Genomic DNA, 17,590 nt, shown 5'->3' with positions numbered 1-17,590 from the left:
GCCAGCTTCCGGTAAGGACTTGAAATCTGCGGCCTTTGACTGGCCTGCTAATTCTCACTCGGCATTTCGACCGAGTCGACGACGATAACGTCAATCGGCTGCTTCTCTGATGTGAGCCTCAAGCCGAGTTGCTCTTCGAGAGCGGTAAAGAGCGAAGGCCACTGTGTATTCGTATCGGTTGCAGCGGCTCTGGAACCGGGGTCGTCAGAGGTCCAGCGCAGCGTGAAGTCGTAGCCGCCCGTAAGGCCAGTCTTGTCGACCACGGGGCGACCGGCGATCTCGGGCTCGGCCGCGAGGGACCTTATCAGGTTGCTCATCAGCGCGGAATGCCCTTCCATGTTGCCTTCACCAAAGAAATTGATTCGGCTGTGTGGAGTGCCTGCCTCCAGATCGTGCTCCGGGCGCGGAATCTGCAGCTTTGAGCCGCCTTTGGCTATGCGTAACACCAGGGCCGGCATCTCGCGCGTCTCATGATGAAACTTCAATTGGAATCGATCGGTAAGCAGCGACTGCGTTAACCTGCGTCGCTCTTCGTCAACTTCCGGCTGCGTCATCTTGCTCCAACGCGCAGTGGTCTCGTCATCGACTTTGGCGTTGATGTTGAATGCCCGCGAGTCCATCCAATCGGGACCACCTTCGATCTGGTCTTTGACGATAGAGCTTACTCCGAAGGCGTTGGCGATCATTCCACGCACGGTCACGCCGTCCCACTTGAGCCCGTCAGGCCGCCGCCAGTAGAGCGCCAGATGTTCCTTCGCAGGGTCGCTGCGTTTCACGGTGACGACATCGAAGCGCGGCGCAACCTGCTGAGCATTTGCGACGCAGGCAGCAATGAGAAGGGCGAGCGGGAGGATCCGAGGTAGCTTCATTCCGGTTTTCTCTGGCGGACGGAATCGCGATCAAGCGATAGCAGGGTAACAGAGCGAGGCTATTCCATTGCGTACACCGTACGGTTCTAAGAACCGTACGCAACCCAAGAAGCATTTATAGAAAACGAGTCCGGAGAAACGCACTTATCGTTTCTTATCCGCAAACAAAAAGATCGGCATCTCCTCTTAAAAATGCGGCCTGATAATTGGTTCCGTTAGAGGGTTTATCAAAAGCCCTCCTTAAGACCGGTTGCATGGAAGGCGTGAATGGTTGATCTCAGCGCAAACGTCGTCACTGTGATCCAGAAGATATTTCGTGAGTCGGATCGGCCCGCGGCCTCTGAGCTGCTCCGGCATGAGCTAGCCGATAACTTACCTCACATGCGGGAGATCTATGATCCGGTGCGATTCGATCGTGTCAGAATGGCTGCGCTGAAACTGAGCAACGGCAATATGGAAAAACTGATGAAAGCGATTGCTCTCGGGAAAAAAGACTGGCGTGATTTGCTCATGACTGCCGGTCTTGGTCAGCTCGATGCGCACCTGGATTGGTACCTGTCGATTTCCGCTTGAGTGATATCTGGCGCGACTCCACGCATTGGTAACGCCCTCGGCTCATGGCAGCATGACAATGCTGTCGAGATGAAGGTTCAGGCAAAGAGTGAGATGAGAGGTGCATGTGCGAACGATTGTGCTTCTGATGGGACCCCATGGCAGCGGAAAAACCACGCTTGCAGACGCTCTGAACCGCCAGGGTGCGGCCATCCGCTTACGGCAGTACACAACCCGCCAAAAGCGCGACGGCGAGAATGACGAGTACAAATTTGTGGCCAGCCCGCAGACAGACGCAGTGTGGCGCTACGTCAAAGCGGGATCAGACTACGGCTTTGCGAAGTCCGAACTAGCCGATTTGCCTGTCGGCTCAGTCGGAGTTGTCGCGGTGCATACCGAGGCGATCCATGATCTGACGCAAAGACCGTCAGACGTGAACATGCTCATAGTGGGTTTAGACACGCTGGCGAATCGCGAGGAGCAATTTTCACGAGTCGGCCGGATAGAAGCCCGCATCCAGAGCGCCGAAGCCTTCGAAGAGTCGAGAAGGATTGCAAGAGACCAGGAGATTTGCCTCTCCGGCGATTTCGACTCCGTTCTGAGCTCGCTCAAGCAAATCATCGAACAGCAGAGAGAGAGTCTGACGAGCGTTAGTCCCTGCAATCGTCCATAGCGGCACTCCTCCGCAAACAAAGAGGCCGGCTCGCGCCGGCCTCTTCACATGGAAGCACTAAGCCTTCGCCAGCACCTGTCCGCGCAGGATCGTCTCCACCACTTCGTTCTTCGCATTGATGACGGCAAAGTCCGCGCTGCGGCCTGCGGCCAGCGCGCCTGCCTGGTCGGCAAATCCGGCCATGCGTGCCGGGTTGCGGCTCGCCAGCTTTGCGACCTCCGCAATCGGCGCGCCGGTGAACTCGGCAAAGTTCTTCACCGCGCGGTTCAACGTCAGCGTGCTGCCGGCCAGCGTGTTCTCGCCGATCAGGCAGACGCCGTCCTTCACGCGAACATCCAGCTCGCCCAGCTTGTAGTTGCCGTCCGGCATGCCGGTGGCGGCCATCGCGTCGGTGATCAGGATCGCCTTGTCCGCGCCCTTGCACTTCCAGTAGATCTTCACCGCCGTCGGCGCCACATGCAGGCCGTCGCAGATCAGCTCGCCATACAGGCCGTCGTTCGAGAGCACCTCGCCCAGGAGGCCCGGATTGCGGTGGTCGAAGGCGCGCATCGCGTTGTAGGTGTGCGTCGCCGAAGCCGCGCCCGCGGCCGTGCCCTTCGCCGCCTGGTCGGAGTTCGCGTCGCTGTGGCCCATGCTGATGCGCACGCCCAGCTTCGTCGCATGCTCGATCACCTCGAGCGCGCCCGGCAGCTCAGGAGCAATCGTCATCAGCCGGATGTGGCCTTCGGCTGCCTGCCAGAAGCGGTCGAACATCGCGACCGAGGGCTCGACGAGCTGATGAGCCGCATGCGCGCCGCGCTTGTGCGGCGAAAGGAATGGTCCCTCGAGGTGAATGCCGAGCGGCTTCGCGCCGTACTCAGTCGACCCGATGAACTTCACCAGCCCCTCGAGCGAACGCAGCGTCCAGTCGATCGGCGCGGTCACCGTGGTCGGCAGGTAGCTGGTCACGCCGCGCGCGGCCAGAAAGTGGCCGATCCTGCCGAAGGCCTCCGGCGTCGCCTCCATGATGTCGTGCCCCACGCTGCCGTGGATATGCACGTCGAAGAGCCCGGGTGCCAGTGTGGCGCCGGCAAAGTCCACATGCTCCCCGGCGGGCAGTGCCGCCGCGCCGCGCGCAGCAATGCTCTCGATCACGCCGTCTTCCACGACGACAACAGGGTTTTCGATAACCTCTTCCGGGGCAATCAGCCGCGCGGCCGTAATTACAGTCTTCATGCTTCGTCTCTCCGGAGCAAAGAACGCTCCCAGCTATTGCACCGGCCACCGCAGCCGCCGGAAAAATTTACATCTGAAAAAACCTTACACTCATAGGGATGAGTTCCCGTCGTATCGGCATCCACCTCTCCACCTCCGGCGGCGTTTTTAAGGCCGCAGAACGCGCCCGGGAGATCGGCGCCAACACTTTTCAGATTTTCTCATCCAGCCCGCGAATGTGGCGGCCCACGCGCATCGATCCTTCGCACTGCGAGGAGATGCACCGGCTCCGCAAGCTCTACGACTGCGCGCCGCTGGTCATCCACACCAGTTATCTTGTGAATCTCTGCAGCCAGTCCGACGAGGTCCGCCAGAAATCCATCGTCGCCTTTCGCGGCGAGGTTGAGCGCGCTCTGGCCCTTGGCGCCGAGTATCTGGTCCTCCATCCCGGCTCCTGGCGCGGCCTCACCCGCGACGAAGGCCTCGAGTTCGCAGCCGACTCCATCGCCAAGGCCACGGACGGCATCACCTTCGATAAATGCGACTTCCGCGTCCTGATCGAGAACACCGCCGGGGCCGAGTTTTCGCTCGGCGGCAGCTTCGAGCAGGTAGCCGAGCTGATTGCCCGGCTCAAGAAAGTCGTCCCCGTGGGCGCCTGCCTCGATACCTGCCACAGCCACGTCGCCGGCTACGACCTCGTCAGCGAGGGCGGCTACGCCGAGACCATGGGCCTCATCGAGAACACGATTGGGTTTACAGACGTCCGCGTCTGGCACATGAACGACGCCAAGGCCGCCATGGGCTCGAAGCTCGACCGCCACGAAAACATCGGCCAGGGCACCATGGGCCTCGAACCCTTCCGTCGCCTGCTCAACGAGAAGCGCTTCTCCCACGCCGCCTTCATCGCCGAGACCCCGGTCGACGAGCCGGAGGACGACCGCAAGAACCTCGAAGCGCTGAAGGCGCTGGTCGGGAAGTAGGGTGTCAGAAGAAGGATGCAGGGAGTAGGGGTTAGGGCGTAGCTAAACCCGCGGGGCACCCCGCAGCTCACGCGGTTCGAGATGGGGCCTCGCAGGATTCCGACGGTGGCCCATGCAAGCCCGGTTCTGGCTTGCGTGGGGTACGCAGGATGCAGGCCGGGTGCCCCACGTCTCGATTCTGAGAGGTGGGATCTTCTGCGTTCCGCCTGATCGCCCTGCGCGAAGCAGCCGGGTTATGATGGGAGCGCTGTCGGGCTCCCATTCTGGAGGTGCGCTATGCGCATGGCTCTTAGCCGCCTGTTGTTCGCCGTTCCCATGTTGCTGTCTGGAGTTGCCGCCCTGAATGCGCAGACACTGAGCGCTATCGGAAGCGGAACAACGACCACGTCTGCCGGTGATTGCCATTGCGCCCTCCACCATCCCTCCCTGCCACCCCAGCCCTACACGGCGGAGTTCAAAACTACCCAGGTGCAGGTGCTTTCTAACGGCGTAACCATCACTCGCGTAAATATCGAAAAACATGCAAAGGACGCGCAAGGCCGCACCTACCTTGAGCAGCAGGTAGTAAGAGCGACGGACCGGCCACTGGTGACCGAATTTCGCGTCCAGGATGATTCTGCCGGAACGGATCTGAGCTGGAATTCGGAGAGCAAAACTGCCAGCCTGATCCGCGGACCGGGAAAGGAAGAACACCATGGGTGCTGGGCCACCGAGTCCGGCCACATGCGTTGGGTCTATGACGCACCGCGAGCACCGCGGCCTGCCATAACACAGACCCTCGCTCCTAGAGCGAATGCCGTTCCTACAGAGCATGAAGACCTCGGAACCAGGACCATCGAAGGCGTGGAAGCGAAAGGCGCCCGCATCACGCGGACAATCCCGGCGGGGACGATCGGAAACGACGGGCCTCTGGTCAGCCACATCGAATTCTGGACCGCCGTAAAACTTGGTTTGCTGCTGGAGCAGGTCATCGATGATCCGCAGATGGGGAAATCGACGCGGGAAACGACGCTGCTATCGCTCAGCGACCCCGATCCCGCGCTCTTCCAGCCTCCCGCCGATTACGAGGTAAAGACCGAAACCGCCCACCAGATACCCTGTCCGGAGTAGCGCCGGCCGCCAATGTCCTTGCTTTTTAAGAGGCGGAACCTTCTCACAAATCGTCCCGACCCCCGATTGACGCCCATTTACAATCAGACTTGACATGTCTGATAGCCGAATCACCCCGGAAACCGCTCCCCAGGCGGAGGAAACCAGCCGCGAAGCCCGCTATAACCCTGCCGAGATCGAACCACGCTGGCAGGATCGCTGGGCCGCCGACACCGAACTCTACGCGGTCGAACCGGCCGCCAGCGGCAAGCCCAAGTACTACGTGCTGGAGATGCTGCCCTACCCGTCGGGCAAGCTGCACATGGGCCACGTCCGCAACTACTCCATCGGCGACGCGCTGGCCCGCTACCAGTGGATGAACGGCTACAACGTCCTGCACCCGATGGGCTGGGACGCCTTCGGCCTGCCCGCCGAGAACGCGGCCATCAAGAACAACACCCCACCGCGCGAGTGGACGCTCTCGAACATCGCCGCCATGAAGCAGCAGATGGCGCGCCTCGGCCTGAGCTACGACTGGCAGAACGAAGTCACCACCTGCCTGCCCGACTACTACCGCTGGAACCAGTGGTTCTTCCTGCGCATGTACGAGAAGGGCCTGGCCTATCGCAAGCAGAGCAAGGTGAACTGGTGCCCGCAGTGCGCCACCGTGCTCGCCAACGAGCAGGTAATCAACGGCTATTGCTGGCGTCATGAAGACCAGCTCGTCGAGCAGCGCGACCTCGAGCAGTGGTTCTTCCGCATCACCAACTACGCGCAGGATCTGCTCGACGGCCTCGACCAGCTCGAAGGCTGGCCCGAGAAGGTGCGCACCATGCAGCGCAACTGGATCGGCCGCAGCGAAGGCGCGGAGGTCGAGTTCGGCGTGGAAGACAGCGCCAGCGCGCCGAAGGACGAGAACCGCAAGGGGAACTGCGTTCTGCAGCCTCGTGAAGACCTGAAGCTGACGAAAGACAAGATCACCGTCTTCACCACCCGTATCGATACGATCTTCGGCGCATCGAGCGTGCAGCTCGCGCCCGAGCATCCGCTGGTGAAGCAGTTTGCCGCGGACGATAAAAAGCTCGACGCCGAGGTGAAGGAGCTCATCGCCCAGCAGGCCAAGGCCCGTGAGGAAGGCGACATCGGCGCGATCGAGAAGCGCGGTGTCTTCACCGGCCACTACGCGGTGAATCCCTTCAACAACGAGCGTCTGCCGATCTGGGTGGGCAACTACATCCTGGCCGACTACGGCACCGGTGCGATCATGTCCGTGCCCGCGCACGACGAGCGCGATTTCGAGTTCGCGAAGAAGTACGATCTCGAGGTCCGCGTGGTCGTCCTGCCGCGCCGCATCACCGACCCGGCCACCGGCAAGGAAGAGGAAGCGATGCTTCCCTATACGCCCGCCGACAGCCTGCTCATCAACTCCGGCGAGTTCAACACCCTCGGCAACGAGGAGGCGCAGCACAAGATGGCCGCCTTCGCCGAGGAGCACGGCTTCGGCCGCGCCAAGGTCACCTTCCGCCTGAAGGATTGGGGCGTCAGCCGCCAGCGCTACTGGGGCACGCCCATCCCGATAATCTATTGCGAGAAGGACGGCATCGTTCCCGTCCCGGACGACCAGCTGCCCGTCCTGCTGCCCGAGAACATCGCCATCACCCAGCAGAACGGTTCGCCGCTCTCGCACGTGCCCGAGTTCCTGAACACCACCTGCCCGAAGTGCGGTGGTCCGGCTCGTCGCGAGACCGACACCATGGACACCTTCGTCGACTCGAGCTGGTACTTCTACCGCTACACCAGCGCGAAGAACGACAAGGCGCCCTTCGACTCGAACGCGATCGACTACTGGTTCCCCATCGACCAGTACATCGGCGGCGTCGAGCACGCCATCCTCCACCTGATTTACTCGCGCTTCTGGACCAAGGTGATGCGCGACCTCGGCCTCATCAAGAACAGCGAGCCTGCCGAGCGCCTCTTCACCCAGGGCATGGTCATCAAGGACGGCGCGAAGATGTCGAAGTCCAAGGGCAACGTCATCTCGCCCGACGAGATGATCGGCCGCTACGGTGCCGATGCCACGCGTGCGTATGCGCTCTTCGCCGCCCCGCCGGACCGCGACCTCGACTGGCAGGAGAACGGCGTGGCCGGCGTCAGCCGCTTCCTCGGCCGTGTCTACCGCCTGGTGACGCAGTATGCCGAGCGCGCCCGCGCCGCCAAAGGCACCGACGCGACGGCGACCACGCCCGCCGCGCAGGCCATCCAGCGCAAGCTGCACCAGACCATCCGCAAGATCACCGAGGATTTCGCCGGGCGCTGGCACTTCAACACCTGCATCGCCGCCATCATGGAGCTGGTGAACGCCCTCTATGCCGCCGAGCCGGCCATCGCCGCCGGAGAAATATCGGATGCCGTGCTGGCCGACGCACTCGGGAAGCTGGTGCTTCTGCTCGCGCCCTTCGCCCCCTACCTCGCCTGCGAGCTCTGGGAGCAGCTGGGCGAGAGCGGTGCGATTCTGCGCGCGCCCTGGCCCCAATATGACGAGGCGCTGGCCCGCGAGGACGAAGTCGAAATCCCTGTCCAGCTCAACGGCAAGCTGCGTTCGGTGATCCGCGTGGCCGCAGGCGCTCCGCAGGAAGCCCTGCGCGACGCCGCACTCGCCGACGAGAAGGTGAAAGCAGCTCTCGACGGACGCTCGGTGGCCAAGGTCATCATCGTTCCCGGCAAGATGGTCAACTTAGTTGTGAAGTAAACCGGGTGCCCCATGTCTCGCTCTGAGACGTGGGGCCACTCCCACAGCGCGAAAGGCGGTCCCCATCCCGGCCCTGAGCACAGTCCGAGGCACACAGTCCTTCGTTCACGTGCTTGGAGAATGCCGCCGCCGGCCATCGCTGCTGCTGCTGGAACTCCTCTGGCGATGGAGCTTCGGCCTGCCAATCACCCTCATCCTCGGATGGGAGGGCTGGCGTATCTACCTCGCTGCCACAGCGCAGATCGCAGCCTCCGGCCTCAGCGACTTCTCGCTCATGGACCCCACGCAGGCCGCGACCATCTCGGCAAACCTCTACGCCGCACTCGCCCCACCCGTCGCACAGTTTCTCGGCTGGTTCGCGCCGCTGGCGATGGCGGGATGGGCCGTCGCCTCGGGCCTCGGACGCAACGCCGTCCTGCGCCGCTACGACTCCGCCCTGCCCAACCGCTGGGGCACGCTTGCCGCGCTGCAGTTGCTGCGCGCCGCCGCCCTCGCCGTCTCGGTCTGGATCTGGTTCGCCGGCCTGCACTGGGCCGCATCCGCCACGCTCAACACATCGACGGACGCCGAGCCGAACCTCGTCGGCTACTTCGCGCTGGTCATCGGCCTCTCGCTCGGCGTCTTCGTGCTCTGGGCGCTGGCCAGCTGGGTCTTCTCGATTGCACCGCTTCTGGTGCTGCTTGAAGATTGCGGCATCACCGCCGCCCTCCGCCGCAGCCTGCGCCTCGGGCCGCTACGCGGCAAGCTGGTGGAGATCAACTTCATCATGGGCATCGTCAAGCTGGCGCTGGTGATCCTGGCCATGGTCTTCTCCGCCACGCCCGTGCCCTTCGCCTCGGAGGTGAGCGGCCCCGGGCTATGGCTCTGGTGGGGATTCGTCACCCTCGCCTACTGCGCCGCCTCGGACTTCTTCCAGGTGGCGCGGGTGGTAGCGTACCTGGAGCTTTGGAAATACATGGGCTCTTCCGAAACCGAAATGCGAGAATCCAAGCAGGCCTAAATCGTTATGAGCTTGCTAGAACCGCCTCAGCATAATGAGCACTCCCTCGGTCCGGCTTGGCTATGGTTTGTTTGCGTAGGCTGCTTAGGTGTAATCATTGCGCTGGCTTTGACTTTCTTGCTTTCAGCAGATCGTATTTCAGCTGGAATTGGCCTCGCATTGTGGCCCAGCGCGATCTTCGGACTAGCCGATCCCAGAACTACTGGCGCTCAGGTCATGACCGCGGCTTTTACCTTTGGTGGACAGTTCTTGCTCTATGGCGTGATTGGGCTTGTCATTTACGCATTGCTCAGATCAGCGACCTTCACGCTCAGAAAGAGGTAATGAGCAACCGAAGGCGCCCCCCTGGACGATCATTCTGTGCTCTGGCGGAGCAGGGTAAACTAAAGGGTGGACACTTCTTCGATCGTCATCCTTGATTTCGGTTCGCAGTACACGCAGCTCATCGCGCGTCGTATCCGCGAGCAGAACGTCTTCTCCGTAGTGCTGCCCTGCACCGCCTCCATCGCCGAAATTCAGGCGCAGAAGCCCATCGGCCTGATCCTTTCCGGCGGCCCCTGCTCAGTCTATGACCCGGATTCGCCGCCCGCCGACCCCAAGGTGCTCGAGCTCGGCCTGCCGACGCTCGGCATCTGCTACGGCCTGCAATTCATCACGCACCACCTCGGCGGCAAGGTCCGCTCGGCGGATAAGCGCGAGTACGGCCATGCCGAGGTCGAAGTGGTCGACAAGGACCTGCCGCTCTTCAGCGACATGCCCGCCGACCTCACCGTCTGGATGTCGCACGGCGACGAAGCCATCGATCTGCCTCCGGGCTTCCACCTCACCGCGAAGACAGCCAACGCCGTCGCCGGTATCGCCAACCCCGAGCGCCGCATCTGGGCCGTGCAGTTTCACCCCGAGGTGCACCACACCAAGCAGGGCACCGCGCTGCTGCGCAACTTCCTCTTCAACCTCTGCCAGGCCAAGGCTGACTGGACCCCGGCGCACTTCATCGAGACGACCGTGGCCGCCATCCGTGAGAAGGTCGGCGAGGGCCACGCCATCTGCGCGCTCTCGGGCGGCGTGGATTCCTCGGTCGCAGCCGTGCTCGTGCACAAGGCCATCGGCGATCGCCTGACCTGCGTCTTCGTCGACAACGGCGTGCTGCGCAAGAACGAGTTCTTCAAGGTGCAGGAGAATCTGCGCTCGAAGCTCGGCCTCAACCTCGTCGCCGTGGATGCCAGCGGCCGCTTCCTCTCGAAGTTGGCAGGCGTCACCGATCCTGAGACCAAGCGCAAAGCCATTGGCCGCGAGTTCATCGAGGTCTTCGACGACGAAGCCGCGCGCATCTTCAAGGACTCGGGCGAAAACGAAGTGGCCTGGCTGGTGCAGGGCACGCTCTATCCCGACGTCATCGAGTCCTCGTCGGTGAAAGGCCCCTCGCAGACCATCAAGAGCCACCACAACGTGGGCGGCCTGCCCGAGAACATGAAGCTCAAGCTCATCGAGCCGCTGCGCGATCTCTTCAAGGATGAAGTCCGCCGCATCGGCCGCGACCTCGGCATGCCGGCCGATATCCTCGAACGCCAGCCCTTCCCCGGCCCCGGCCTCGCGGTGCGCATCCTCGGCGAAGTCACGCCGGAGCGCGTGGCGCTGCTACAGGAAGCCGACGACATCGTCGTCACCGAGATCAAGAACGCCGGTCTCTACCAGCAGATCTGGCAGTCCTTCGCCGTACTGCTGCCGGTCAAGAGCGTGGGAGTGATGGGCGACCAGCGCACCTACGCCTACACCTGCGCCATCCGCGCCGTGCACTCCGAAGACGGCATGACCGCCGACTGGGTGCCGCTGCCGTACGAGGTGCTCAAGACCATCTCCAGCCGCATCGTGAACGAAATCGCAGGCATCAACCGCGTGGTCTACGACATCACCTCGAAGCCGCCGGGCACCATCGAGTGGGAGTAGCTGCTGCGCGCAGGGCGGCTCGCTTCGCGTGGCGCTCCCGATGGTCGCGGCGCTAACCGCGCGGCATACTGCCTTCGGCACCCGCTCCCTTTAGTCGCGATTTAGATTCTTCTTCTCACAGCAAAAGGCGCGCTTCGGCGCGCCTTTTGCTTTTTTAAGGGTGTCATTCCGACCGGAGCGAAGCGAAGTGGAGGAACCTGCGGTTCCCTTCATGAGCGAGGATATGGATGCCCCATCCAAACTCCGCTTGGGAGTGGAAGGCACAAACCCCGGGTGCCCCACGTCTCGCGTCTGAGACGTGGGATGCGAGGATTAAGGCATCACCGCGATCACAATCGCCCCCGCGAGAATCAACGCCCCGCCAATCACCTTCCCTCGCGTCATCGACTCGCCGAGCAGCAGCCATGCGAAGACGATCGCCATCGCCACACTCAGCTTGTCGATCGGAGCCACCTTCGACACCGGCCCGGTGGCCAGCGCGCGGAAGTAGCAGATCCACGAGAGCCCGGTCGCGAGCCCCGAGAGCACAAGGAAGACCACGCTCCGCCGGTCGAGCGCAGCCAGTTCGCGATGCGATCCGAAGGCGAAGACGATGCCCCACGCCAGCACTAGCACCACCGTCGTTCGCACCGCCGTAGCCAGGTTCGAATCCACATGCTCCACGCCGAGCTTCGCGAGGATCGCGGTAGCGGCAGCAAAGAGCGCAGAGAGCAGCGACCAGAAGAGCCAGTTCATAGCGCGTTAAGCGTACAGCAATCTACTTTGAGTGAAGCTTAAGGTGCGACCAGCGGGAGCGGGTGCCGAAGGCAGTATGCCGCGCGGTTAGCGCCGCGACCAGCGGGAGCGGGTGCCGAAGGCGATCCGCGCCACGCGAAGTGGCCGAAGGCGGATCGCCCTGCGCGCAGCAGCCTGATAGACTGCCTCAAACCCGTTTTCACCCACGAAATCCCAGTCACTGAAGGATGCTTGAGATGTCCCGCTTACGGTCATTGCTCCCTCTCTGTCTCTCTTTCGCCTGTACCGGCGCGCTTTTCGGCCAGACCAACATCGCCGTCGAGCTCAAGCCCGACCTCAGCCAGCCCATCGATCAGGCCTACACCGCGAAGATCAAGCAGTACACCACCGACCCATTCTTCAACTCGCCACTCACCAGCTATCTGCCCGCATCGAAGACCGTGCCCACGCCCGACAAGGTGCTTGGCGACGTCTCTGGCGCGCCGAACATGCTGCCCTACGCCGAGGACGTCTACAAGTACTTCCGCCTGCTCGAGAAGAGCTCGCCGCGCGTGAAGGTCTTCAGCATCGGTCACACCGAAGAGGGCCGCGAGATGATCGCCGCCGCCATCGGCGACGAATCGCTGATCGCGAAGATGCAGGAGAACGATGCGCGCCTGGCGAAGCTGGCCGATCCACGCACGATCGGCATGGATGACGCAAAGGCTGCTGAACTTGTGAAGCAATCCTTCCCCGTCTACTACATCACAGGCACCATCCATTCGCCCGAGACGGGCGCGCCCACGGCGCTGATGGAGCTGGCCTATCGCCTCGCCGTCGATAACTCGCCCTACATTCAGTACATCCGCACGCACATGGTCGTGCTCATCACGCCGGTAGTGGAAGTCGATGGCCGCGACCGCATGGTCGACATCTACAAGTGGCACGTAGCGCACCCTAATCAGCAGTGGCCGCACCTCATCTACTGGGGACACTACGTGGCGCACGACAACAACCGCGACGCCATGGGCATGACGCTCGACCTCACACGCAACGTCGAGAACACTTACATCAACTTCCACGCACAGGTGCTGCACGATCTCCACGAGTCCGTGCCCTTCCTTTACGACAACACCGTCGGCGACGGCCCCTACAACGCGTGGATCGATCCGCTGCTCAACGGCGAGTGGCAGATGCTCGGCTGGAACAACATTCAGTCGATGACCGCCTTCGGCATGCCCGGCGTCTTCACGCACGGCGACTTCGACACCTGGTCTCCCGGCTACCTGATGTTCATCGCCGCCATGCACAACGGCATCAGCCGCCTCTATGAGACCTTCGGCAACGGAGGCGCGGACACCGAGAAGCGCATCCTCTCGCCCGATGATTATGCGCGCACCTGGTACCGCCCCAATCCGCCGCTGCCGCAGGTCGTCTGGTCGCAGCGCGACAACAACAACTACGAACAGACTGCGCTACTCTCGACCATTTCCTTCTTCGCGCAGAACAGCCAGCAGTTCCTCTCGAACTACTACACCAAGAGCAAGCGCTCCATCGAGAAGCCCGCGAACGCCGGCCCTGCTGCGTATGTGATCGACGAGCCGATGTCCAGCCGCCAGGCGCAGATGCTGCGCACGCTCGCGCTGCAGCATGTGGAGATCAGCCGCCTCGATGCGAGCGCGACGGTGAACGCGCCTGTCCCCGCGAAACCGGAATCGAAGGGTGAGGACAAGGACAAGAAGAAGGACGAGGTGAAGACCGAGACCTTCGCCTCCGGCCGCTATGTCATCCGCATGGATCAGCCCTACTCGCGCATCGCTGACGCGCTGCTCGACCGCCAGTACTGGGCTCCGGACGATCCGCAGAAGACCCCCTACGATGACACCGGCTGGTCTTTCCCCGACCTCTTTCACGTGAAGGTCGTGCGCATCACCGATCCCGCGATCCTCAAAGCGAATCTTTCACCTGTGAAGGATCTCGAATCCGAGATCGGCACCACCTCGGGCTCGGGCAGCGTCTATGCGGTGAACAACAATTCCGAAGTCACGCTCCTCGGCCTGCGCTACACCTTCAAGGACGCGACCATCTCCGTCGCTGATGCGGCCTTCGATGCCGGCGGCCATCACTTCGCCGCAGGCTCCTTGCTCATCGAAAACGCCGATGCAGCCAAGGTGAAAGATGCCGTACACGAGGCAGGCCTGGAAGCCTTCGCGCTCGGCGCGATGCCCGAGGTCGCACACCACAACGCGCCCGCACCGCGCATCGCCTTCATGCACACGTGGATCGCCACGCAGACCGAAGGCTGGTGGCGTGAGGCTTTCGATCGCGCGCACGTGCCTTTCGACTACATCAGCACGCAGACCGTCGCAAAGGAAGAAGACCTACGTACGAAGTATGACGTGATCGTCTTCGCGCCCGTCGGCCGCTCCTCCACGCAAACGATCATCAATGGCATGCCGATGTATGGCAACCCGATCCCGTGGGAGAAGACCGACCTCACTCCCAACCTCGGCAACCTCGACTCCACGCCGGACATGCGCCCCGGCCTCACCTGGGCGGGCGTGCAGCACCTGCAGGATTTCGTCAGCAAGGGCGGCCTGCTCATCACGGCGGAAGACACAGCGCAGTTCGCCGTCGAGATGGGCTTCGCGCCCGGTGTCACCGTCGCTCCACGCGGCAACGTGCGCGTCGTCGGCACCACGCTCAACGCAGCCTTCGTCGATAAGACCAGCCCAATCACCAACGGCTATGACACCGCGGCCGATCTCGGCGTCTACAGCGCCGAAGGCATGACCTTCAGCGTCTCGAACACCATCGGCGGAGGCGGACGCCGCCATCTCGGTTCCGGTGTCGAGCGGCCCACCGGGCGTGGCGGTCCTGATGAACTGGATTCGCCCGAGGACCGCGCCTTCGTTGCGCCGGAAGCCACGCCGCACGTGAAGCCCTGGGAGGCCGTGCCGCTCAACGAAGACCAGGCCCGCGACAACATCAACCTCATCCCCGAGCCGTACCGTCCGCAGGTCATCCTGCGCTTCGGTTCGGGCAAGGGATTTCTCCTCGACGGCCTGCTCGACAACGGCGGCTCTATCGAAGAGAAGCCCATCGTCGTCGACGCCCACCTCGGAGAAGGCAACGTACTGCTCTTCGCCAACAACCCTGTCTATCGCGGAGAAACGCTGGGGACGTACGCTCTCGTCTTCAACGCGATCCAGAACTACGACCGGCTGGCAAAGACGGCAAAATAAAATACTTCACTTGCAAAGCAAACTGCCTTCGCTCGGATGAGCGAAGGCAGTTTGCTTTTACTCTTACCTGTCATCCGACCGAAGCATAGCGTAGTGGATGGACCTGCGGTACACCGGGTGCCCCATGTCTCGCTTTTGAGACATGGGATCAGATCCTCAGAGAACCGTCATCCCACGTCTCAGGGACGAGACGTGGGGCACCCGCAGTGAAGCTAGCCGATGACCGTCTTCCCATCCGCCATCTTCGTAAACTGGTGCAGCACGCGACCCTGCGTATCGATGTGCCGGAAGGTCATCTTCTCGCGCGTCACCGAAAGATGACTGAAGCCGAAGACCCTGCCTGCATACGGTCCGCGGGCCGCCTCTTCGATCTTCAGGTTATAGAGATCCGCGCCGCCGCCGCCCGAGAGGAAGTGGCTCGTCGGCTGGCCGGTGAACTCCAGGTGCTGCAGATCGTGATCGTGCCCGGCCATGTACACAGGCACCTTGTACTTCTGGAAGAGCGGATCCCAGTAGCGCATCAGCACGGAATGATCGCCGTGCGGGCCGTTCGAATAGATCGGATGATGGCCCATCACGACGAGGTGCGGCGTTTTGCGCGGCTTCTTCAACTCGCTTTCGAGCCACTGCACCTGCTCCTCATGCTGCGCCTCGGTCAGCGTCAGGTTCGGGAACTTCGCCGGACCATCGGGACTCGGCACATTGCTGTCGAGCGCGATGAAGGTGATGAGCGGCCGCTTCTCCGGGAAGGTGAAGCTGTACCAGCGCGAGGGCATGGTCCAGCGGGACTTGCCGCTGCTCGCATAGGCAAGCTCCGCTTCCACCTTGTTCACATCGGCCGGCATCGTCTGGTAATCGTGATTGCCCAGAATCGCATAGGCCTTGCCTGGAAAGACGCTCTCCGGATACAGATCCTCGAACTGCGACTTCCACCGCGGAGACTCGGCTCCGCCCGGCAGGTCGCCGTACCAGTTGTCGCCCAGGAAGAGCAGCGCCGCCGGCTTGATCCGGTTCTGCTGCGCGTAGGCGCGCATCGCATCGGCCACCATCGTCTGATTCTGGTGGTCATCGAGATAACCCCAGTCGCCGATCATGAGGATGTCGGCATCCGCACCGTTATGCGGCAACGCATGGGCAAGAGGAGCCAGAGACTCAAGCGCAGCAATGGCGCTGAAGGCAAAGCTTTGGCGGAGAAACCGGCGGCGGGAGGAGGGTGCAGCAAAGCTCATAGTGTCAGTTTAATCAATACCCCATGAACATCACGCAAACGGCCCCGGCCGGAATCAAGCTGTAGGCGGGCCGCTTATTATTCCCGGGCGCAACCTTCCGGCCGGAGCGTAGCGCCGGAAAGAAAAATTCATTTGCGATGAAAAGTAACGCGGACAGCACTGAGAGCGAGGGGCTAATCCCGGATCCCGATCACTGAGAACATCCGGCCCGTGAACCCATTCTCTTTGCGATAGGAAAAGTAGCGGTCGACGCGGCAGCTGGTGCATTCTTCCGCGACCCACACCGCCTTCGCCTTGAGCCCGGCTGCCAGCAGCTGCTGCCGGTTCGCTTCCCACAGGTTCAAATGCAGGGAACCGTCGTCCTTCAGGGAAAAGAGCGCATCCGCATACGGAAATCTCTCCGCGAAGCGCTGCCGCACCTCGTTCCCCACGGCATAACAGCACGGCCCGATGCCTGGGCCGATGGCGGCAACCAGCTCCTCCGGCTCGCTGCCGAATTCCTCGTGCATCCTCGCGATTCCCTCTTCCACAATCGCCGCCACCGTTCCGCGCCATCCGGCGTGGAAGCCGGCTACCGCGCGCAGTCGCGTATCGGCCACCAGCACCGGGATGCAATCGGCCGTCTGCACAGCCAGCAGCACACCCGGCTCGGCGGTCATCATGCCGTCGGCTTCCGTCGTCGCGCGGGGCGCAGCGTCGCACGCGCTGACACGTACCGTCGTCGCCGAATGGATCTGCTTCAGCGTGGCAAAGGGAGTCGCATCATCCTGGCTGACTTCCGCTGCCAGCCGTCGCCGGTTCTCGGCTACATGCTCGGCATCATCGGTTGCAGTCCAGCCCAGGTTGCAGTCGCCCTCGCGCCCATACACGCTCGAGACACCACCCAGGCGCGTGCTGAATCCATGCATCAGCCACGGCAGCGAAGCCAGCAGCGGAGAGGTGACGACAGGCGCAGCAAGCTCCGGCTCGCGCAGCGAAGAAGAGGACGCAACCATGTTGGGATTATAAGGAGAGAGCTGGTGGGCCCGCTTTCCTGCGGGCCCGCTCAAGAGGCGTCTGGAGGGAGAAAAGAGAGGAGTGTGTGGTGGGCTAAGGTCGCGGGAAAAACAACTGTGTATCGGAAGGAGTGAACTGCCTGGATTGCCTCTTATTTGTTACTCATATCGGAAGCAATCCCCCTGCCAAAAGATGCCTCACTCCGGCACATTTTCTGAGCAGGCTCTCATCTCGCCGACGACTCCGACCTTTCTCCCTTAGAAACAGCGGCTTATCCAGCAAATCGGCTCTTGCCGACAGCCTAAGGCGGACCGAAATTCGCCCTCTTTCCTTCTTTTCCGGCAGGCCGGCTT

At 62.4% G+C, this 17,590-nt stretch carries 13 protein-coding genes; 8 read left to right on the top strand and 5 right to left on the bottom strand.

What is annotated here, in order from left to right; genetic code table 11:
* Positions 1-47: 47 nt before the first annotated feature.
* On the bottom strand, positions 48-869 hold the full coding sequence (locus tag QM649_RS06840; RefSeq protein WP_415198275.1) for a TIGR03435 family protein: 822 nt from the start codon (positions 867-869) through the stop codon (positions 48-50).
* Positions 870-1,136: 267 nt separating this feature from the next.
* Between QM649_RS06840 and QM649_RS06835 the strand changes: the two genes are divergently transcribed.
* Positions 1,137-1,442, top strand: a complete 306-nt coding sequence (locus QM649_RS06835; protein ID WP_415198274.1) for a hypothetical protein — start codon at positions 1,137-1,139, stop codon at positions 1,440-1,442.
* Between the two features lie 106 nt (positions 1,443-1,548).
* On the top strand, positions 1,549-2,094 hold the full coding sequence (locus QM649_RS06830) for a hypothetical protein (RefSeq protein ID WP_415198273.1): 546 nt from the start codon (positions 1,549-1,551) through the stop codon (positions 2,092-2,094).
* 57 nt (positions 2,095-2,151) lie between these two features.
* Here the strand turns inward: QM649_RS06830 and nagA are convergent, their stop codons facing one another.
* Complete coding sequence (nagA, locus tag QM649_RS06825) at positions 2,152-3,309, bottom strand: N-acetylglucosamine-6-phosphate deacetylase (RefSeq protein ID WP_415198272.1); 1,158 nt, start codon at positions 3,307-3,309, stop codon at positions 2,152-2,154.
* 98 nt (positions 3,310-3,407) lie between these two features.
* Here nagA and QM649_RS06820 point away from each other — a divergent pair, with 98 nt between their 5' ends.
* From QM649_RS06820 to guaA, 5 genes are all read left to right on the top strand, one after another.
* The gene (locus QM649_RS06820; protein WP_415198271.1) at positions 3,408-4,268 is read left to right on the top strand and encodes a deoxyribonuclease IV; all 861 of its coding nucleotides are present in this window, start codon (positions 3,408-3,410) and stop codon (positions 4,266-4,268) included.
* 282 nt (positions 4,269-4,550) lie between these two features.
* The gene (locus tag QM649_RS06815) at positions 4,551-5,378 is read left to right on the top strand and encodes a hypothetical protein (protein WP_415198270.1); all 828 of its coding nucleotides are present in this window, start codon (positions 4,551-4,553) and stop codon (positions 5,376-5,378) included.
* 94 nt (positions 5,379-5,472) lie between these two features.
* Positions 5,473-8,106: a leucine--tRNA ligase gene (gene leuS / locus QM649_RS06810; protein WP_415198269.1), complete on the top strand. Its 2,634-nt coding sequence runs from the start codon at positions 5,473-5,475 to the stop codon at positions 8,104-8,106.
* A gap of 109 nt (positions 8,107-8,215) precedes the next feature.
* A complete protein-coding gene (locus QM649_RS06805; RefSeq protein WP_415198268.1) occupies positions 8,216-9,106 on the top strand; it encodes a hypothetical protein in 891 nt (296 codons plus the stop codon).
* 390 nt (positions 9,107-9,496) lie between these two features.
* A complete protein-coding gene (guaA, locus tag QM649_RS06800) occupies positions 9,497-11,053 on the top strand; it encodes a glutamine-hydrolyzing GMP synthase (RefSeq protein ID WP_415198267.1) in 1,557 nt (518 codons plus the stop codon).
* Positions 11,054-11,365: 312 nt separating this feature from the next.
* Here the strand turns inward: guaA and QM649_RS06795 are convergent, their stop codons facing one another.
* Entirely contained in the window at positions 11,366-11,788 is a 423-nt protein-coding gene (locus QM649_RS06795) for an EamA family transporter (RefSeq protein WP_415198266.1), read from the bottom strand.
* Positions 11,789-12,024: 236 nt separating this feature from the next.
* Between QM649_RS06795 and QM649_RS06790 the strand changes: the two genes are divergently transcribed.
* On the top strand, positions 12,025-15,012 hold the full coding sequence (locus QM649_RS06790; RefSeq protein WP_415198265.1) for a M14 family zinc carboxypeptidase: 2,988 nt from the start codon (positions 12,025-12,027) through the stop codon (positions 15,010-15,012).
* Positions 15,013-15,224: 212 nt separating this feature from the next.
* Here the strand turns inward: QM649_RS06790 and QM649_RS06785 are convergent, their stop codons facing one another.
* Together QM649_RS06785 and pgeF are read right to left on the bottom strand one after the other, a co-directional pair.
* A complete protein-coding gene (locus QM649_RS06785; RefSeq protein WP_415198264.1) occupies positions 15,225-16,241 on the bottom strand; it encodes a metallophosphoesterase in 1,017 nt (338 codons plus the stop codon).
* Positions 16,242-16,414: 173 nt separating this feature from the next.
* Entirely contained in the window at positions 16,415-17,236 is an 822-nt protein-coding gene (pgeF, locus tag QM649_RS06780; protein ID WP_415198263.1) for a peptidoglycan editing factor PgeF, read from the bottom strand.
* Between the last annotated feature and the right edge of the window lie 354 nt (positions 17,237-17,590).

The organism is Silvibacterium sp. (assembly GCF_047605705.1).
In the GTDB taxonomy this organism is placed as follows: domain Bacteria; phylum Acidobacteriota; class Terriglobia; order Terriglobales; family Acidobacteriaceae; genus Silvibacterium.
The sequence above is the reverse complement of the archived record's forward strand: the minus strand, read 5'-3'. Positions and strand labels throughout refer to the sequence as shown.